12 protein-coding genes are annotated in these 19074 nt (G+C 71.4%); 4 read left to right on the plus strand and 8 right to left on the minus strand.

The annotated features are described in order from the left end of the window. Nucleotides 1-13: 13 nt before the first annotated feature. The 3 genes from IE318_RS13835 to IE318_RS13845 all read right to left on the minus strand — a co-directional run bounded on the left by IE318_RS13835 (nucleotide 14) and on the right by IE318_RS13845 (nucleotide 4119). Nucleotides 14-1279: an ABC transporter substrate-binding protein gene (locus IE318_RS13835; RefSeq protein ID WP_189900164.1), complete on the minus strand. Its 1266-nt coding sequence runs from the start codon at nucleotides 1277-1279 to the stop codon at nucleotides 14-16. Between the two features lie 231 nt (nucleotides 1280-1510). Continuing rightward, nucleotides 1511-2773 carry an ROK family protein gene (locus IE318_RS13840; protein ID WP_189900167.1) on the minus strand — a complete coding sequence of 421 codons (1263 nt, stop codon included), beginning with the start codon at nucleotides 2771-2773 and terminating at the stop codon, nucleotides 1511-1513. A gap of 104 nt (nucleotides 2774-2877) precedes the next feature. Then, complete coding sequence (locus IE318_RS13845; RefSeq protein WP_189900169.1) at nucleotides 2878-4119, minus strand: FAD-binding protein; 1242 nt, start codon at nucleotides 4117-4119, stop codon at nucleotides 2878-2880. A 288-nt stretch (nucleotides 4120-4407) separates the two neighbouring features. On the opposite strand from IE318_RS13845, the gene IE318_RS13850 reads away from it, so the two are divergent. From IE318_RS13850 to pntB, 4 genes are all read left to right on the plus strand, one after another. Continuing rightward, complete coding sequence (locus tag IE318_RS13850; protein WP_030180568.1) at nucleotides 4408-5775, plus strand: radical SAM protein; 1368 nt, start codon at nucleotides 4408-4410, stop codon at nucleotides 5773-5775. Between the two features lie 387 nt (nucleotides 5776-6162). Continuing rightward, nucleotides 6163-7704 (plus strand): cellulose-binding domain-containing protein, encoded by a 1542-nt coding sequence (locus IE318_RS13855; protein ID WP_189900171.1) that lies wholly within the window; start codon nucleotides 6163-6165, stop codon nucleotides 7702-7704. Between the two features lie 199 nt (nucleotides 7705-7903). After that, the gene (locus IE318_RS13860) at nucleotides 7904-9466 is read left to right on the plus strand and encodes a Re/Si-specific NAD(P)(+) transhydrogenase subunit alpha (RefSeq protein WP_189900173.1); all 1563 of its coding nucleotides are present in this window, start codon (nucleotides 7904-7906) and stop codon (nucleotides 9464-9466) included. Nucleotides 9467-9472: 6 nt separating this feature from the next. After that, a complete protein-coding gene (gene pntB / locus IE318_RS13865) occupies nucleotides 9473-10939 on the plus strand; it encodes a Re/Si-specific NAD(P)(+) transhydrogenase subunit beta (RefSeq protein WP_189900182.1) in 1467 nt (488 codons plus the stop codon). A 241-nt stretch (nucleotides 10940-11180) separates the two neighbouring features. Here the strand turns inward: pntB and IE318_RS13870 are convergent, their stop codons facing one another. The 5 genes from IE318_RS13870 to IE318_RS13890 form a co-directional block, all read right to left on the minus strand. Beyond that, complete coding sequence (locus tag IE318_RS13870) at nucleotides 11181-12899, minus strand: DEAD/DEAH box helicase (RefSeq protein WP_189900184.1); 1719 nt, start codon at nucleotides 12897-12899, stop codon at nucleotides 11181-11183. 87 nt (nucleotides 12900-12986) lie between these two features. Continuing rightward, nucleotides 12987-13190, minus strand: a complete 204-nt coding sequence (locus IE318_RS13875) for a cold-shock protein (RefSeq protein ID WP_030180551.1) — start codon at nucleotides 13188-13190, stop codon at nucleotides 12987-12989. A gap of 636 nt (nucleotides 13191-13826) precedes the next feature. Continuing rightward, a complete protein-coding gene (locus tag IE318_RS13880; RefSeq protein WP_189900186.1) occupies nucleotides 13827-14873 on the minus strand; it encodes a helix-turn-helix transcriptional regulator in 1047 nt (348 codons plus the stop codon). Between the two features lie 442 nt (nucleotides 14874-15315). Continuing rightward, nucleotides 15316-17961 (minus strand): carboxypeptidase regulatory-like domain-containing protein, encoded by a 2646-nt coding sequence (locus IE318_RS13885; RefSeq protein WP_229903506.1) that lies wholly within the window; start codon nucleotides 17959-17961, stop codon nucleotides 15316-15318. Nucleotides 17962-18526: 565 nt separating this feature from the next. After that, on the minus strand, nucleotides 18527-18703 hold the full coding sequence (locus tag IE318_RS13890) for a hypothetical protein (protein ID WP_189900189.1): 177 nt from the start codon (nucleotides 18701-18703) through the stop codon (nucleotides 18527-18529). Nucleotides 18704-19074: the final 371 nt, after the last annotated feature.

Raw genomic sequence — 19074 nt, forward strand, 5'->3', positions numbered from 1 at the left:
TCCGTCCGCCGGCCTATCCGAAGAGCTTCTTCAGCTCGGCGTTCACCGTCTTGTCGCACTTGTCGAGGGCGGCCTCCGGGTCACCGTTCTTGCGGACGCAGTCGGCGAAGACGTTCTCCGTCGCGGTGATCATGGCCTGGGTCCAGCCGATCCGGTCGAAGTGGCCGTACTCGTCGAACAGCTTCACGCCCTCGGCCGGCAGGCCCGACTTCAGCTTGGTGGCGGACCGGGCGATGGAGGTGCGCGGCGGGATGTGGAAGCCGTAGGACAGAGCCCAGTCCTCCTGGTACTTCTTCTGGTCGATCCACAGCCACTTCACGTACTCCTTGGCCGCGTCGACGTTCGCGCTCTTGGCGTTGACGAAGACCGACCAGCCGCCGTTGTAGACGGAGGGCTTCCCGGCGGCGCCGACCTTCGGGAACGGCATGACGCCGAGGTCGTCGCCGAGGGTCTGCTGGAACTGCGGCATCGCCCACATGCCGCAGAACTGGATGGCGCACAGGCCCTGATTGAGCGCGGAGGGGTCCCAGTAGTCGGCCGGGGCGTCCAGCAGCAGGTCGCCGCTGGTGAAGAGCTTGCGCAGCTGCTTCAGGCCCTCGACGACGCCGTCCGTGTGGTAGGCGATCTTGTTGTCGTCGGTGAGGGTGTCGGCGCCGGCCGAGTAGAACAGCGGCTGGATGACGGCGTGCAGGTCGTTGCCGAGGAAGACGCCCTTGACCTTGTCGGTGGTGAGCTTGGCGGCGGCCTCGATCAGCTCGTCCAGGGTCGTGGGCGGCTCTATGTTCGCCTTCTCCAGCATCGACTTCCGGTAGAAGAAGAACTGCGGGTCGTCGATCATGCGGATGCCGTAGATCTTGCCGTCCACCGTGTGCGAGGCGATGTCCGCCTGGTTGAAGTCGTCCTTGACCGGCTCGATGAGGTCGGTCAGGTCGGCCACCTGGCCGCTCTTGATGAGCTGGTACTGCGGGTGGAACTCGAACACGTCCGGCGCGTTCTTGGTGAGCAGGCTCGCGAAGAGCTTGCTCTCGAAGTTCGACCCGGTGATCCACTGCGTGGTCACATGGGCGCCCTTGTAGGCGGCGGCGTACCGCTTGACCGCCTGCTCGGTCCCCGCCTCACCGTAGGCGTGGAACATCTGGGCGAGGTTCTTGCCCGACCCGCTCCCTCCGCCCCGGCCGTTGTTGCTGCCGCAGGCGGCGAGCGTGCCGGCGGCGGCCAGGCCCGCGGCGGCCCGGAGGATCGATCGACGGTCCCAATTGCTGCTGCTCAGTGCCGGCATGCTGACGTCCTTGTCTCGATTGCGGCTGCGGTGTGGCGGGACGTTATTCTTCGGCTAAGCCTTCGGCAAGGGGTTGGACGAAGTCTGTTCGAAGCGTTGCGGACGGTTCGTGATACCGAACGCGCCCAGGGCACACGAGAGTCGAGGGCCGCCGGGTCAGGGTGTCCGGCGGCGGGGGAGGGGTGGCTGCCCGGCCGCGGGGGAGGGGGTGCTGCGGCCCGGCGGTACCCGTCAGGAAGGTGGCGCGGTACGGCTCCTGGCGGAGCCGGCGTTGCGCTTGTGGTTCCTCTGGCCGACCGACTGCAACGCGCCCTCGAGCGCGAACGTGGCCGCGCCCAGGCACACGGGGTCGGTGGGGATCGGCGAGAGGACGATCTCGGTGGCGGCGTACGGCCGCTTCAGCGCGTGCTGGGCGACGGTCTCGCGCACCTCGTGCAGCAGCGGCTCGCCGAGCGTGGCCGCGACCCAGCTGCTGAGCACGACCACCTCGGGGTTGAGGAGGTTCACCAGGTCGGCGATGGCCGCGCCGAGGTAACGGGCGGTGTCGCGGACGACCTTGACGGCCACCGGGTCGTCGGCGGCGACACCCCGGGCCAGCGCGTCGATGGTGGCCGTCTGGTCCCCGGGGTGCAGCAGCGGGCTCCGCGGGCTCAGTTCGCGCAGGTTCAGCATGATGCCGGGGGCGCCGACGTACGTCTCCACACACCCGTGGTTGCCGCAGTGGCACAACCGGCCGTCGAGCACGAGCGTGGTGTGGCCCCACTCGCCGGCGCTGTTGCTGACGCCCCGGTGCAGTCCGCCGCCCAGCGCCAGCCCGGCGCCCACGCCGGTGCCGAGGTTGACCACCACCGCGTCCCCCCGCCCCCGCGCGGCCCCGAACCACAGCTCGGCGACCGCGCAGGCGCGCAGCGGGTTGTCCAGGTAGAGCGGATGGGCGATGTGCTCGGCGAGCAGGTCGAGGAGCGGTACGTCGTGCCAGTCCCAGTTGGGCGCGTACTCGGCGATGCCGGTGTCGCGGTCCACCTGGCCCGGCACGCTCACGCCGACACCCAGTACCCGGGCGCCCTCCACCCCGGCCTGCGCCACCACCGAGCCGACGGCGGCGGCGACATGGCCGACCACCTGCTCGGGGCGGCTCTCGCCGGGCCGCATGTCCTCGTCGGCGCGGGCCAGGACGTTCAGCGCCAGGTCGAACAGCTCGACCCTGACATACGTCTCCGCGATGTCCACGCCGATCAGCGCGCCGCCCGCGGAATCGACGGCCACCAGGCCGCGCGGCCGGCCGCCCGCCGAGTCCTCGAACCCCACCTCGGTGATCATGCGCAGGTCCAGCAGCTCGCCGACGAGCGTGGCGACCGTGGCGAGGCTGAGCCCGGTGGCGGCCGCCAGTTCCTGGCGGGACGTGGGCGACCGGGCGATGATCTGGCGCAGCACCTCGTAGCGGTTCGCGGTGCGAATGTCCCGTGACGTGCGCTTCACTGCGTCTGCCCCCATCTCCTCGCCGAGACCGTCGCAAGGCTATGGCCTGCGGCGGCCGTTCGACAAGGGCTTAGGAAAGGGGCTGTAGAAAGCCTCAGGCCCGCCGCGGAGGTTCTTCGTCAGCCGAGCAGGTCCCGTACGAAGGCGTTGGTGAACTTCCCCGCCGGGTCCAGCTCGTCCACCAGCGCCCGGAAGTCGTCCAGACGCGGATACCGCGCGCGCAGCGCTGCGGCCGGCACGGCGAACACCTTTCCCCAGTGGGGCCGGGGGTCGAAGGACTCCAGGGCCTCTTCCAGTCGCCGCACCACCGGGAGCACCGCCGCCGTGTCCTCGACCCAGGTGAAGTGCAGCGCCACCGTGTCCCGGCCATGGCTCGGGCTCAGCCACTGCTCGTCGGCGGCGACCGTGCGCACCTCGCAGGTCTGCAGGACGGGGGCGACCGTCTCCCGGATGCGGTGGACCGCGTGCAGCGCGTCCAGGGCGCACTCTCGGGGCAGCAGGTACTCCGACTGCAGTTCGGCGCCGCTGCTCGGGGTGAACTCCGCCCGGAAGTGCGGCAGTCGCTCGTGCCAGGGCCCCGGCACGCCGAACTGCTCGGTGCAGTTCTCCGCCGGCATCCCGGGCACCGGGTGGAGCGCGACCTTGGCGGGCACCGCCCAGGGGAACTCGGGCAGGACCTGGTCGGTGCGCCGCTTGAGCCACACCTGCCGGAAGCCCGGATCCCGCCAGTCGGTGAACAGGCTGACGCTGTACGCGGCGCCCGCCACCGTCTCGAAGTCCAGCCCCTCCAGGGGGAGTTCGGTGAACAGGTGCTGCTCCACCAGGTAGGTGGGCTCCAGGTCCAGGGTGAGCGCGGTGACCACCCCGAGCGCGCCGAGCGAGGTCACCGCGCCGCCGAACCGTGCGTCGCCCTTCCCGATCCGCACCGTCGAGCCGTCCGCCGTGACCAGCTCGACCTCGCGCACCGCCGTCGCCAGCGGCCCGTTGGTCACCCCCGAGCCGTGCGTGCCGGTCGCCACCGAGCCGGCCACCGAGATGTGCGGCAGGGACGCCATGTTGGGCAGCGCCAGCCCGTGCGCGTGCACCAGGCGGGCCAGCTCCGCGTACCGGACCCCGCCGCCGACCCGGACCGTGCGGGCCGCAGTGTCGACGTCCACCTCGGCCGGCAGCGCGTCCAGGCGGAGCAGTACGCCGCCGGCGCCCGGGTCGGCGATCTCGTTGAAGGAGTGCCCACTGCCCAGGGCGCGCACCGCCGCGCTCTTCCCGACCACCGCCCGCAGCGCCTCGACCGAGTCCGGCCGGTGCACCTCCGCGGCGGTGTAGACGATGTTGCCCGCCCAGTTGGTCACGGTCCCGCTCATGTCGTCGTCCCTTCCCAGGGCGTCCAGGCCTGTCGTCGGACTCCCGTCGTGCGCCCGTATGCCGAGGGAACCTACCCGACGGTCGGTGATGTCGTCTTATTTTGTCAAGCCACCATACTAATTCCTTGGCCCCCGTACCCGTCCTCCTCCCCTGGGGAACCGGGCCGCCGACAGGCGTGGAGGGGACCCGGCACCGCCGACAGGCGTGGAGGGGACCCGGCACCGCCGCCCCGCGGGCGGGGGCATACCGTGAGGAGTCGTACGCACCGAGCCAGGAGGAGAGACGGGATGGGCAGCCGTACCGCGCTGGTCGAGGATCTGATGGAGCGCTTTCCGCATGTGCCGCGGGAGGCCGTCTTCAAGGAGGACCTGCTGCGGGGCGGGGTGGCCTTCGACCCCTCCGCGCTGAGCGACAACGAGAGCGGCGAGGTCAAGCCGAAGTCGTACTTCATCTTCTCCTTCGACCACGGCACCCTGCCCGAGCTGGGCGAGGCCGCGCTCAGGCGCCCGCCGGAGGAGATCATCCTCACCGGCGGGCCGTACGACCTGCGGCGCACCGTCGTCTCCGTTCGGGTGAATCCCGCCTCGCCCTACCGCGTGGCCGCCGACGACGAGGGCCTGCTCGGGCTCTACCTCGACGGCCGGCGCATCGCCGACGTCGGGGTGCCGCCCATGCCGGAGTACTACCGGCACACCCTCGCCAACGGGAAGTCCGTCATGGAGGTGGCCCCCACCATCCAGTGGGGCTACCTGATCTACCTGACCGTCTTCCGGGTCTGCCAGTACTTCGGTGCCAAGGAGGAGTGCCAGTACTGCGACATCAACCACAACTGGCGCCAGCACAAGGCCGCCGGCCGGCCCTACACGGGCGTGAAGGACGTCGAGGAGGTCCTCGAAGCCCTGGAGATCATCGACCGGTACGACACCCAGAAGGCGTCCACCGCGTACACGCTGACCGGCGGCGCGATCACGTCCAAGGTGGCGGGCCGCGACGAGGCCGACTTCTACGGCCACTACGCCAAGGCCATCGAGGAGCGCTTCCCCGGCCGCTGGATCGGCAAGGTCGTCGCCCAGGCGCTGCCCAAGGACGACGTGCAGCGGTTCAAGGACTACGGCGTGCAGATCTACCACCCCAACTTCGAGGTGTGGGACCGGCGCCTGTTCGAGCTGTACTGCCCCGGCAAGGAGCGCTACGTCGGCCGTGACGAGTGGCACCGCCGCATCCTGGACTCCGCGGACGTCTTCGGCGCGCGCAACGTGATCCCCAACTTCGTCGCGGGCGTGGAGATGGCCGAGCCGTTCGGCTTCACCACCGTCGACGAGGCCATCGCCTCCACCACCGAGGGCCTGCGCTTCTTCATGTCGCACGGCATCACGCCCCGCTTCACCACCTGGTGCCCGGAGCCCACCACCCCGCTCGGCAAGGCCAACCCGCAGGGCGCGCCGCTGGAGTACCACATCCGGCTGCTGGAGGCCTACCGCGCCACCATGGACGACTTCGGCCTCTCCTCGCCCCCCGGCTACGGCCCGCCCGGCCCCGGCCGCGCCGTCTTCTCGGTCAGCTCCTTCATGGACAGCCTGCCTGCGGACGACGCGGCGGACGAGGTGGCGGACGACACGGCGCGCGAGAAGGAGACGGCGCCGGAAGGCGCGTAGGAAGGCGAGGGACGGCGCGTAGGAAAGGACGGGACAGCTCGGGAAGGGGACGGCGGCGGGCCGGGCGCCGGTGCGGGTTTCCGGGCACCGTGAGCCGGATGCGGCGCCGATCCGTATCACGGACATGACGGAGCGGAGCCGGGGGCGGCGGCGCGTGTCACGGCATCGGAATATGCGGCTCGTCATCGGAATACGCGGCTTGTCAGCCGTGTCGGGACGTGCGAAGCTCGGGCCCTGCCGCTAGGCCGCACCCCAACTCCGCTGTGAACTAGGGTCTTTCGTTTGGATCAGGCCGGATCAGGGAGCGGTGCCAGGGCCCGCGAGCCCGGCATGATCCGAACGAGGGGCCCTAGGTCAGTCGACCTCGCCCGTGGACGCAGGAGACCCATGCCCGAGCAGCCGAGCCCCAAGGACGCCACCGAGGCAGCGCTGTGGGCCGAGTGCTGGGACGCCGTGCTCTCCTACGCCGACCTGTGCACGGCCGGCGCCTCCGCGGCCCACGAACTGGCCGCGGAGGCGTTCGCGCTCGGCCTGCGCGAGGTGCGCGCCGCCGACGCCGGGGCGTCCCGCGGTCGCCGTACGCCCCGGCTGCCCGCGATCCCGCTGATGCTGACCGCGGCACGCACCACGGCCGCGGCCTGGGAGGCCGGCGGACTCGGTGACCGGCTCGACCCGGATCTGCGGCTGTGGCTCAACTCCGGCCGGGCCGCCCGCTATCCGGGCCCGCCGCCGCTCCGCCCGTTGGCGCTGCGCGGACTGCGGGACCTCCAGGAGGCGGACGCCGCGCTGCTGTGGCTGGCCGAGGTGGAGGCGCTGCCGCTGGTCGTCGTGGCCCGCCGGCTCGGGCTCGACCCGGCGACCGTCTCCGAGGAACTGGACCAGGTCCGGGCCCTGTTCCGGGACCGCTGCCGGCGCAACCACCTCGACACCCCGATGGACGCGGAGTGCCGCCGCTACGCCCGGCTGCTGGACGCCGTCACCCGCTCCACGCCCGCCGGGGAAGCACCCGAGGACCTGTCCCGGCACCTCGCGACGTGCGTGCGGTGCGCGGAGACCGCCGCCTGCCTCCGGCCGCACGGCGGCGGGCTGCCCGCCGCCCTGGCCGGCGGTGTGATCGGCTGGGGCGGCCTCGCCTACCTGGAGCGCCGCCGCCGGGCGGCCGAGGTACGTCTCGGCCCGCCGCGCGCCGCCCCCGGCACCGAGAGCGCTGATCCGACGGAGACCGGCACGGGCCGGGCCCGGGTGGTGCGCGGCAGCCTGCTCGCGGCGGCGGTCGCGCTGTCGGCGCTGGCACTGACCGTGTCACTGATGCCGTTCGGCGACTCGGCGAGCGACTCCGCCCGTGGCGAGGGGGACGGCCGGCCGGTCGCGGACGGCGGATTCACCCTGCCCTCCGCGGACCCCTCACCGCACTCGGCCCGTGGCTCGGCCGCGGCAACCGCCCCGGCGTCCCCGTCCCGGCGGCCCTCCCCGAGCGGCACCGCGACCGGCTCCGGCCGCACCGACCCGGACCCGGACCCGGAACCCCAGGGCACCTCGTCGTCCACCCTCGGGACCGGATCCGGCGACGGCTCCCGCCCCTCCGACACGCCCGCCCCGTCCAGAAGCGCAGCCCCGACCTGCACGGTCCGCTACGACCTGGCCGACCAGTGGAACGGCGGCTTCCAGGCCCGTGTCACCGTCACCACCACCCGGGCCCTGGACACCTGGCGGACGAGCTGGACCTTCCGCGACGGCCAGCACATCACCCAGATGTGGGACGCCACCGTCCACCAGGACGGCCCGCGCGTCACCGCCACCGCCGCCGACTACGACCGCACCGTCCCCGCGGGCGGCACCCTCTCCTTCGGCTTCATCGCCTCCTGGCACGACCGCAACTCCGCGCCCACCGACTTCGCGCTCAACGGACGCGCCTGCACCACGACGTGACGGCACACGCCCGACCGGGGGGTGCACCGAGGAGGCAGGAACAGCCTTCTTCGGTGGCCTGTCCGGAAACGGGCACGACGTCCTCGAGGGGACGGGTAGGTATGTACCTACGGCCCGTGCCCACCGGGGACAGGGCCGATGAACGCCCGATTGACCGCGGATGCCCCGTCAAGCCTCCCCAGAGGAGAGAACACGAGACATGTCTTCACGTGAACCCGCGCACCCCTCACCGCAGCGCATCGGCGTCGTGGCCGAGTCCGCCTCCGGGGAGACCCGTGTCGCTGCGACCCCCGCGACAGTGCGTCAGTTGCTGGACCTCGGTTACGACGTCGTGGTGGAGCCCGAGGCCGGCGAGGCCTCCGGCTTCAGCGACCAGTCCTACGTCGATGCCGGTGCCCGGATCGGCGAGGCCTGGACCGCGGATGTCGTCCTGAAGGTGAACGCCCCCGCCGGCTCGGAGATCACCCGATTGCGCCAGGGCGCGGCCCTGGTGGGCCTGCTGGCTCCCGCCGGGCGGCCCGAGTTGCTGCAGGCGCTCGCCGACGCCGGGATCACCGCTCTCGCGCTGGACGCGGTGCCGCGGATCTCGCGCGCGCAGTCGATGGACGTGCTGTCGTCGATGGCGAACATCGCCGGGTACCGGGCGGTCATCGAGGCCGCGCACGTCTTCGGCCGGTTCTTCACCGGGCAGGTCACCGCGGCGGGCAAGGTGCCGCCGGCGAAGGTGCTCGTCGCGGGCGCGGGCGTCGCCGGTCTGGCGGCGATCGGCGCGGCCTCCAGCCTCGGTGCGGTCGTGCGGGCCACCGACCCGCGGCCGGAGGTGGCGGACCAGGTGAAGTCGCTCGGCGGCGAGTACCTGCCGGTGGACGTCGCCCAGGAGACGAGCACCGACGGGTACGCCAGGGCGACCTCCGCCGAATACGACCGCGCCGCCGCCGAGCTCTACCACGCCCAGGCGCAGGACGTGGACATCGTGATCACCACCGCGCTGATCCCGGGCCGGCCGGCGCCGCGCCTGCTGACCGCCAGGGACGTGGCCGTCATGAAGCCGGGCAGCGTGATCGTCGACATGGCGGCCGCCCAGGGTGGCAACGTCGAGGGCACCGTGCCGGAGCGCGCGGTGGTCACCGACAACGGCGTGACCATCATCGGCTACACCGATCTCGCCTCCCGGCTGCCCGCGCAGGCCTCGCAGCTGTTCGGCACCAACCTGGTGAACCTGCTGAAGCTGCTCACGCCCGGCAAGGACGGCCGGCTGGTGATCGACTTCGACGACGTCGTGCAGCGGGCCGTGACCGTGGTGCGGGACGGCACCGTCACCTGGCCGCCGCCGCCCGTGCCCGTATCGGCCGCGCCCGCCGCGCAGACCACGACCACCGAGCCGGACCCCAAGCCGTCCGGGCAACAACCCGGGCTGACGCCGACGAGGCGCTTCGCCCTGATCGGGCTCGGCATGCTCGCGACCTTCCTGCTGGTCGCCTTCGCCCCCGCCCAACTCGCCGGGAACTTCACCGTGTTCGCCCTGGCGGTGGTGATCGGCTACTACGTCATCGGCAAGGTGCACCACGCGTTGCACACACCGCTGATGTCGGTGACCAACGCGATCTCCGGCATCGTCGTGATCGGCGCCCTGCTGCAGATCGGGCACGAGAGCAGAATCGTCACCGCGCTGTCCTTCGTCGCGATCCTTCTGACGAGCGTCAACATCTTCGGAGGATTCGCCGTCACCCGCCGCATGCTGTCCATGTTCTCGAAAGGCTGAGCCGAGATGACCTCCCTGACAGCCTCCCACGCTGCCGACCTGGTCGCCGCGCTGCTGTTCATCCTCAGCCTGGCCGGCCTGTCCCAGCACCGCACCTCCCGCTCCGGCGTCGTCTACGGCATCGCCGGCATGGCCCTCGCCCTGGTCGCCACGGTCGTGATGGCGGCGCAGAGCATCACCGCCGGGGCAGTGGCCCTGATCGTGCTGGCCATGGCGCTCGGCGCGGCGATCGGCCTGTGGCGGGCCCGCCGCGTCGAGATGACGCAGATGCCCGAACTGATCGCGGTGCTGCACAGCTTCGTCGGCCTCGCCGCCGTCCTCGTGGGCTGGAACAGCTACCTGGAGGTGGAGGCGCACGGCACGGCGCAGACCAGGATCGGCGCCGACCTGCTGGGGATCCACCACGCCGAGGTGTTCATCGGGATCTTCATCGGTGCCGTCACCTTCACCGGCTCCATCGTCGCGTTCCTCAAGCTCTCCGCCCGCATCAAGTCCCGTCCGCTGATGCTGCCGGGCAAGAACGCGCTCAACATCGGTGCTCTCGTCGCGTTCGTCGCGCTGACCGTCTGGTTCACGGTCAGTCCGGACCTGCCGCTGATGATCGCGGTCACCGCGCTGGCGCTGGCCCTGGGCTGGCACCTGGTCGCCTCGATCGGCGGCGGCGACATGCCCGTCGTCGTCTCCATGCTGAACAGCTACTCCGGCTGGGCGGCCGCCGCGGCCGGCTTCCTGCTCGACAACAACCTGCTCATCGTCACGGGCGCACTGGTCGGCTCCTCCGGCGCCTATCTGTCCTACATCATGTGCAAGGCGATGAACCGTTCCTTCCTGTCCGTCATCGCCGGCGGATTCGGCATCGAGGCGCCGTCCGGTGGCAAGGAGGAGCAGGGTGAGCACCGCGAGGTGCGCGCCGCGGAGGCCGCCGAGATGCTCGCCCGGGCCCGCTCCGTGATCATCACCCCCGGTTACGGCATGGCCGTCGCCCAGGCCCAGCACCCGGTCGCGGAGCTGACGCGGCAGCTGCGTCAGCGGGGCGTCGACGTCCGCTTCGGTGTCCACCCGGTCGCCGGGCGCCTGCCCGGGCACATGAACGTGCTGCTGGCCGAGGCCAAGGTGCCGTACGACATCGTCCTGGAGATGGACGAGATCAACGACGACTTCGCCGACACCTCGGTCGTCCTGGTCATCGGCGCGAACGACACCGTCAACCCCGCCGCGACCGAGGATCCGAGCAGCCCGATCGCCGGCATGCCGGTGCTGAGGGTCTGGGAAGCGGAGCACGTCATCGTCTTCAAGCGCTCCATGGCCTCCGGCTACGCGGGCGTGCAGAACCCGCTGTTCTTCCGCGAGAACAGCAGCATGCTCTTCGGCGACGCCAAGCAGAGCGTCGAGGAGATCCTGCGCGCACTCACCGGCGACGGACGGCACCAGGAGTCCGCGGCCACACGCCAGGCGACGACAGCGGGCCGCTGACCCGGTCCCGAGCACGCGCACCAGCGTCCCAGGAGAGCCACCTCGGTGGTTCACCTGGGGCCTGCCCGGTCGCGGGCGCCCTGATGTGCGCATCGCGCCGGGGCGAACGTCGCCTGCCGGCGCAACAGGCCCTATAGGGCCTGTCCGGCGGATCAGCCTTGCAGCTGGACGCACCAGCCCCCGCTCACCTGAGTTGACCGGCGCCGCCGCTTGCCTGCACCTTGATCCGCCGAGACACCCCCTAGGTGGCCGTGGTGCGGCGGCCGCCCCGACGCTCGGAGCCGCGACCGCCGCTGCCGGCAGCGCCCCCCGTGGCTCCGCCGGCCGCCGTTCGGCGGCGTGATCCCCGGGCCGTCTTGCCGGACGCGGTGCCGGCCGCGGCTCGGCGGTCGGCACCACGGCCGCCCGTGTCGACGGCACCACCGGTGGCCCCGGCGGATCCGGCCCGGCGGGCAGAGCCGCGCCCGCTGGTTGCGGAGGTGTCACCGGTTGCCGCCGCCCCTGCGGCGGACCGGCGGTCCGAGCCCCTGCTCCCCGTCCTGGTGGCAGCAGCCGGCGCCGTGCCGGGCCCGCCGCGGTTGCGGCGTCGGCGGCCGGACCGATTGCCGGGCTCGGTCGCGGTCTTCCGGTCCGGGCGGGATGCCGTCGGTGTCGTCGGCTGCGGGACCTCGATCGTGACGGGCACGCCGGAAGGCTCGCGGGCGCCCGTGATGGTGGCCAGTTCCGCGTCGCTCGACTTGACGCGGGCCGTCCGGGGGCGGACGCCCGCGTCCGACATGAGCCGGGTGACGTCCCGCTTCTGGTCGGGCAGGACCAGCGTGACCACGCTGCCGGAGCCGCCGGCGCGGGCGGTGCGTCCGCCTCGGTGGAGATAGTCCTTGTGGTCGGTGGGCGGATCGACGTTCACTACCAGGTCGAGGTCGTCGATGTGTATGCCCCGGGCCGCGACGTTCGTCGCCACCAGTGCCGTGACCTGGCCGTTCTTGAACTGATCCAGGGTGCGGTTCCGCTGCGGCTGGGAGCGGCCCCCGTGCAGGGCCGCCGCGCGGACCCCGACGGCCAGGAGCCGCTTGGTGAGCCGGTCGGCGGACCTCTTGGTGTCGAGGAACAGGATGACCCGGCCGTCACGTGCGGCGATGCGCGTGGTGACCGCCTTCTTGTCGGTCTCGTCCTGCACATGCAGCACGTGGTGCTCCATGGTGGTCACCGCTCCCGCGGACGGGTCCACGGAGTGCACCACGGGGTCGGTCAGGAACCGCTGCACCAGACGGTCGATGTTGTGGTCCAGGGTGGCCGAGAAGAGCATGCGCTGTCCGTCGGGCCGTACGCGCTCGATCAGCTTGGTGATCTGCGGCAGGAAGCCCATGTCGGTCATCTGGTCGGCTTCGTCCAGCACCGTGATGCGCACGTCGCCGAGCCCGCAGTCCCCGCGTTCCACGAGGTCGTTGAGCCGGCCCGGAGTCGCCACGAGCACCTCGGTGCCACGCCGGAGCGCCTGGGCCTGCCGGGTGATGGACAGCCCGCCGACCACGGTGGTCAGCCGGAGGCCGACCGCCGTCGCGTAGGGGGTCAGCGCATCGGTGACCTGCTGGGCGAGTTCACGGGTGGGCACCAGCACCAGGGCGAGGGGTGCCCTGGGCTCCGCGCGCAGCCCCGCCGTACGGGCCAGGAGCGCGAGCCCGAAGGCGAGGGTCTTGCCGGAGCCGGTACGTCCCCGGCCCAGCAGATCACGGCCGGCGAGCGAGTTGGGCAGCGTGGCGGCCTGGATGGGGAAGGGGGTGACGACGCCCTGCGCGGTGAGGGTCTTCAGCAGCGCCGCGGGCATGTCCAGATCGGCGAAGTCCGCGACGGCGGGGAGTGCGGGTGTCGTGTTTTCCGGCAGCCGGAACTCCCTCGGCGACGCCGCGGACGACGGGGGTGACGAGGCGCGCCGGTTCGACTTCTGGGGCCTGCGGGGCATGCGGTTGTCTGCCTTCCTGGAAACAGCACAAACCGTGGTCCGCACCATGACGGTGCGGACCACGGTGAGCGGATGCGCGTCCGGCGATCAGGCGGGGACGATGTTCTCCGCCTGCGGGCCCTTCTGGCCCTGCGTGACGTCGAAGGAGACCCGCTGACCCTCCTGGAGCTCACGGAAGCCCTGGGTCTGGATGTTCGAGTAGTGGGCGAAGACGTCGGGGCCGCCGCCGTCCTGCGCGATGAAGCCGAAACCCTTTTCGGCGTTGAACCACTTGACGGTTCCCTGTGCCATGACTTTCTCCTTCTGTAGGCAGAGGCCCCATCCGGAGATGCCGGAAAACAAATAATGCGCCTGAAGGAGAAACATTCCGGTCAGGCGCACATAGGTTTCATGGGTACCGCAACTGCAACTGCGAAACCGTAGCACACACCGGCGGACCGCGGCGGATCACCGCCCGGTGGCGCCCGACAGGTGTCGAGGCATTGCCCGGTGAGGACGACGGGAAGGCGCCCGACACGTGGGCGCGCGCGGCGCCCTTCATCCAGGTCCGCCGCTGCCCGGGGCGGGCGCGCAGAGACCACACTCGTGCGCGGAGAGTCAAGGCGCTCGGGTGTCCCGCATCCGGGCCTCCCAGCGGCCTGGCCGCGACTGCCGTCGCACCCGGCGCCGCCGTCACGCGAGGGGAGGCGGGACGGAGCCGCACACGTCGGTGCTGCTCGCGTCCGGCCCGGTACTGCGGCCGCGGAGGCGTGGCGCCGTCGGGGCGGGGAAGGCCAGGCGTCGATCACCGCGGTGACCAGGGGGCCAGAGCGGCACGACAGCGCGGACGTCCGGCCGCCTGTTGCCCTCCGGCGCACTGGCTCTTGCCCGTCGATGCGACGCGGGCCGGGGCCGTCCGCTCCGGGCAGGCGCACAGGAGCGCCGACCTCAGCCGCCTGCCTTGTGGTCCGGTCCCAGCCACCCGCGCCCGGCCGCCCCCAGGGCGATCTGGAACCGGGTCTTCGCGCCCAGTGCGTTGCCGGCGTCGGTGACGTGCTTCTGCACGGTGCGGCGGCTCACCTTCAGCACCCGGGCGATGGAGTCGTCCTTCAGGCCGGTGGCCATCAGCCGGAGGATCTCCCGGGTCCGCTCGTCGACCTCGGGCGCATCCGAACCGGCAGCGCCACCGGGGTCGTTGGTCCCGCCCGGCACCGGCCAGTCGTCCCGGCTCTCCAACGACACCGGCATGGCCCCCGCCCACACGTTCTCGAACAGTGCCGCCAGCGCCTCCACCAGCGCGGGGGAGTGGACCACCAGTGACCCCGACTCCGGCCGCTCGCCGCGCACCGGTAGGAGTGCCGCCGTACGGTCGAAGACCACCAGTTTCACCGGCAGCCGCGAGGCCAGACGCAGTTCCCCGCCCTCCGCCGTACCCCGCAGCGCCGTCTCCAGCGAGACCGCATCGGTGAACCCGTCCGTCTCGTACACCGAACGCAGCCGCACCCCCGCCGCCACGCCCAGTTCGCCCGCGAACACCTGGGAGCCCGTCAGGTACGGGGGCTTCGCCAGGTGCAGCACCTCCACCGAACTCTGCTTCAGGAGCTGGGTGTAGCGCGCGGAGACCTCCTCCTCGTGCTCGAGCACCTCCATCAGGTGCGCCGCCCGAGGTCCCGAGGTCGCCTCGTATTTCTCCTGGAGCCGCTCCAAGGCCACCTCGGCCTCGGTCAGTTGGGCCCGGCGACGGGCCAGCAGCGCGGCGAGTGAGGAGCGCGGCGGACTCGCGGCCCAGCGCGCCGGCCGCCCGTCGAGCCGTATCACCAGCAGGGCGTCCGCCAGCCGCCGCAACGCCTTCTCGGCCTCGCCCGGCGAGATCCCGGCGGCCTCCGCGACCGTTGCCGTGTCGGCCGACCGTGTGCCCACCAGGTGTTCGAGCACCCGCCCGCCGGTCGCGTCCAGGCCGGCTGCCGACCAGGGGCTGTCCGGGATCACGTTCATAGCGTCTGACACTCCTGTGCGCGGGGCTGTGACGAGCCCCCTTCGAAGGACGCCGGGGTTCACGGGTCGCGGCGGTGAAGCCGTCGAGACCGCTCGGCGCGTGTGGGCAATTGCGCGAACGCGCGCCTTTGCGGACTTGTTCCGTCAGCCGCGTCCCGCGAGATCGATCACGCCACCCCCACGTCGCCCCCGCACGCCGAGAAAGGGTCCTCGCCCGGTACCCCGTCGCCAACCTCGCCAAGAGCATGGGAGACCTCGCCGACTTCGAGTCGGCCTCACCGCGAGGGCACCTCCCGACCCGGAGACCCGCACGGTGTACCTCGTCGATCCGTGGGCGAACGGGTTGCAGGGCTGACGCACGGACCGCGCCGCACCCCTTGTGGGGGTGCGGCGCCGCCTTGCGCCCGGGGCCGGATCGGCGCCCCGGATCGGGACCCGAGGATCAGTCGGTCGCCGTCAGGTTGACGTTCTTCGTGGTCACCCGGTCGGCCCGCGTCACGACGGTGCGGGTGACCGTGTCGTACCCGGACGCGCCGACGGTCAGGGTGTGCCGGCCCGGGGCGGGCAGGAAGAGCGTGTAGAAGCCGTCACCGATGGCGGGGTCGTCAGGGGTGGCCGCGGTGAGGGCTGCCGTGGTGTCCGGCGCGGAGGCGTCCGCGACGGTGGCGCCCACCACGCCCTTGCCAGTGTCCGCGTCGCGCACCGTGCCGACGGTGAGTGCCCCGTCGGCCGGCAGCATCGTGCGGGCCTGGACGTTCACGTCGTCGATGGCCCAGTAGTAGCCCCAGTTCGCGACGAAGTGGAAGCGCAGCTTCAGGGAGGACTCGCCGGCGTACTTCCGCAACGGCACCTGGACGGTCAGCTTCTGCTCACCGCCGCTGACGTCCGGTCCGGCCCAGATGTTCTCCCAGGTCGCGCCGCCGTCCGCGCTGGCGTCCACGGTCATCTGCTGGTTCCTGATGTTGTTCAGGTAGGCGGTCTGGAAGGTGAGTTCGGCGGACTGGGCGTCCGACAGGTCGTAGACAGGGGTGGTCAGGAAGCTGTCCTGGTGGGGACCGATGGGTCCGTTGTCGCTCTCGGCCACGGCGAAGGCTCCGCTGCCGCCGGTGTAGTTGCCGCGCTGGATCGGGTCGTCGAACTCCCAGCCGTTGCTCGTGCCGTCTGCGTTCGTCACCGTCCACCCGGTCGGGGCGGCGGTGGTGGTGTCGAAGTGCTCGGTGTGGTCGGTGAGTTGCCGGGTGTAGCCGACGGCGGTGCCGGCGTCCGCGTCGGCGGTCAGGGAGACGTCGGCGGTCACGGCCCCGCCGCCCACCGTCACCTTGCGGGTCGCCTCCTCGTAGCCGGGCAGCGCGGCGGTCACGTCCAGGGAGTAGTCCGCGTTCTCCGGCAGCAGCACGTCGTACTCACCGGTCGCCGGGTCGCTCCAGGTCGGTGCCTCGGGCGAACCCTTGACGGAGAGCTTGGCATAGAGCGGCCAGCCCTGTCCCGAGCCGTCCTTCACCGTGCCCCGGACGTGGACGCGCGGAAGTGGCTGGAGGTTGAAGTCGTGGGCCAAGGTGTGGCCCTCGGTGATGTCCACCGAGATCGGTTCGGTGGTCGCGTATCCGAACATCGTGACCGTGAGGCCGTCGACCGTGCCGGCCGGCAGGTTGAGGGAGTAGCTGCCGTCGGTGAGGGTCGTCGCGACGTCGGCTCCGGATCCGACGGTGGCCCCGGCGACCGGCTTCCCGGTCTTCGCGTCGGTCACGACGCCCGACAGGGTCCCGCTGGGCCCGCTGCGGAAGGCGGCCAGACCCGACGGGGTGCCCAGACCGGTGGGACCGTCGTAACCGGGACCCGCGGTGCACAGATAGGCGGCGTCACAGGTGCCGTTGGAGCCGGTGGTGACGTCGTTCAGGCCCGCGCCCTGTGACCGGTAGGGATAGGCGTTGGGGTACGTGGCGGGGCGCGGACTGCCGGCCACGGCGTAGACGGCGGCGATCAGCGGGGTCGAGGCGCTGGTGCCGCCGTAGCGCATCCAGCCGAGGCCCCCGGTGCCGAAGCTGTCGTAGACGGCGAGGTTGTCGGCCACCGCGGAGACGTCGGCCACACTGCGTCCCGCGCAGCCGGTGTCCTTCTGGAAGTCGGGCTTGGGCTGGTTGGCGGCGCATCCCGAGCCCGGCCCGTAGAAGTTCCGCTTCCACACGGTCTCGGACCAGCCACGGAGGCTGTCCGGGTCGGCCACCAGATTCGTGCCGCCCACGGAGGTCACCGTGGAGAGGGTGGCGGGGAAGGCCACCCCGTAGCCGTTGTCACCGCTGGCGGCCACGACGGCGACGCCCGGGTGGTCGTAGTGGCTGCCCCAGGTCTCCGCGTCGGTCGCGAAGTCGCCCGATCTGCCGTAGGAGTTGGAGACGTACTTGGCACCCATCGAGACGGCGAGGTCCACACCCGCCCCGAGGTTCTCGAATCCGGCGTTGTCCGTCTCCACGAGAAGGATCTTGGCGTTGGGCGCCGCCGCCGACACCATGTCGAGGTCCAGGGCTATCTCGCCCGTCCAGCCCTCACTGACCGACGGGTAGTTGGTGCCGCCACGCTGGTCGACCTTCTTGAAACAGCCGTTGTCCGTGGTGCACGGCGGCAGCCCGTATTGGCTGCGGTAGACGGCGAGGTCCGCCTCCGCGTTGGGGTTGTCGTAGGCGTCGATGATGGCGATGGTCTGTCCGGTGCCGCCGTCGGAGGGCAGGCTGTAGGCGCTCTGGATGTCCTGCGGGCCGAGTCCGGCAGGTGTCTGGGTCGCGGTCAGCGACCTCACGGGATCCTCGTCGGTCGCGCGCATCGCGAAGCAACGGGCACGGCCCTTGGCGGGGGTGCCGCAGAGAGGTTCGAGGTCGGTCGCCGGTTCGTCGGAGGTACCGGACAGCGTGTCCAGCCGCGTCGGCGCGCTGGTGGTTGTGGTGGCGGTCGGACCGGGGTCGGCCGGGGTCTCGGCCTGGGCGGCGGGCTGGACGCCGAGGAGTGCCAGAGCCGTGAGGCCCAGGACCGCGGCGCCGCGGCGGAGTGCGCGGGGAACGTCGGGTGTGCCCCCGGCGCGCTTGGTTTTTCTCACGCATCACCTGTCATGACAGGCCCTTGATTTGGGCGGGTGAAAGTGAATGGATCGTCCATGCATTCGCGTGGACGATCCATTAGCTGCCGTAGTTCGATCAGGTGTCAATGATTTTTTTGTTAAGTGTCCATTTCGCACCGACGTCTCAACGTCCCTGGTCGCAGCGGCACTTCTCACTTGCGCAGTCTCACGAATGTCCTGCGGATCGGGCTTGCCGGGGCCGCCCGGTGCGCCGCAGGATGAGGGCGGAGCGGATGTGTCCGATGCCGGGAGCAGGTTCCGTGCGACCGGGCCCGGATATGCCCACGCCTTTCTTTTCCGGTGTTCCTTCCCGTTGGCCGGAAGGATTTCTGCGGCGTATTTTGATTTGGCTTTTCGGCGGCAGGTGGTCGTCGTCGGCGGTCACCAGGTGCTCGGGTCTCGTGCGCACCGTGCGGACGATGTAGCCGAACCACGGTCCGAGCAGCAGCGGCGTAGACGCCGACGAAGCCGATGATGCTTGCGATCGCCGCGCCGAGGGAGAGGCCGGAGACGGCGTCACCGGTGCGGATAGCCCGTGGACGACTCAGGGCCGACGGCCGGTCTCCGCGGTGATCCAGCCGCCGCTGATCGCCACCACGGCGGGGGCCATCCAGACCATGAGCCGGTGGAACCGGCGGGCGGTGTACAGCCTGCCGCGCAGCCGCAGCACCACTGCCGGCGAAGGCCATCGCCCTCGGTTGAGACCGAACTCGAATGTCATGACGGTGTCGGCGACCACGCCCAGGCCGAAGGCGACCCCGCAGTGCCTCCTGTCGGTCGTTCTCCCCAGATACTTCGGGAATGCGGGAAGGCGACAGAAATTCCTCTGTCCGCCGCGTCACGGTCCGAGAACCGGTTGGCCCTCCTTACTCGCCCGCACACCACGGTTTCTCCCGCAGCGCAATGCCGGGGCGTGGACGGATCGGTGCGCTCGCGGGCCTGGACAGGTGCGCTGCCGGGCAACACGCGAGGGCCGCAAGTCCTAGCGTCCTCTTTGGCAGCCGGGTGGCCCGGCAGCGCCCCTTACCGCCCACTCGGCTGCCGCCATCCGTAATCCTTGCCGGACGGAATCCGCCGTCCCGTCCGCGATCA

This window comes from Streptomyces spiralis, from assembly GCF_014654675.1.
GTDB classification, from domain to species: Bacteria; Actinomycetota; Actinomycetes; order Streptomycetales; family Streptomycetaceae; genus Streptomyces; species Streptomyces spiralis.

Excerpts from the sequence above, each read along its gene's own strand:
- IE318_RS13835 (WP_189900164.1), bottom strand. The coding sequence starts at position 1,279 with ATGCCGGCACTGAGCAGCAGCAATTGGGACCGTCGATCGATCCTCCGG.
- IE318_RS13840 (WP_189900167.1), bottom strand. The coding sequence starts at position 2,773 with ATGGGGGCAGACGCAGTGAAGCGCACGTCACGGGACATTCGCACCGCG.
- IE318_RS13845 (WP_189900169.1), bottom strand. The coding sequence starts at position 4,119 with ATGAGCGGGACCGTGACCAACTGGGCGGGCAACATCGTCTACACCGCC.
- IE318_RS13850 (WP_030180568.1), top strand. The coding sequence starts at position 4,408 with ATGGGCAGCCGTACCGCGCTGGTCGAGGATCTGATGGAGCGCTTTCCG.
- IE318_RS13855 (WP_189900171.1), top strand. The coding sequence starts at position 6,163 with ATGCCCGAGCAGCCGAGCCCCAAGGACGCCACCGAGGCAGCGCTGTGG.
- IE318_RS13860 (WP_189900173.1), top strand. The coding sequence starts at position 7,904 with ATGTCTTCACGTGAACCCGCGCACCCCTCACCGCAGCGCATCGGCGTC.
- pntB (WP_189900182.1), top strand. The coding sequence starts at position 9,473 with ATGACCTCCCTGACAGCCTCCCACGCTGCCGACCTGGTCGCCGCGCTG.
- IE318_RS13870 (WP_189900184.1), bottom strand. The coding sequence starts at position 12,899 with ATGCCCCGCAGGCCCCAGAAGTCGAACCGGCGCGCCTCGTCACCCCCG.
- IE318_RS13875 (WP_030180551.1), bottom strand. The coding sequence starts at position 13,190 with ATGGCACAGGGAACCGTCAAGTGGTTCAACGCCGAAAAGGGTTTCGGC.
- IE318_RS13880 (WP_189900186.1), bottom strand. The coding sequence starts at position 14,873 with ATGAACGTGATCCCGGACAGCCCCTGGTCGGCAGCCGGCCTGGACGCG.
- IE318_RS13890 (WP_189900189.1), bottom strand. The coding sequence starts at position 18,703 with ATGACATTCGAGTTCGGTCTCAACCGAGGGCGATGGCCTTCGCCGGCA.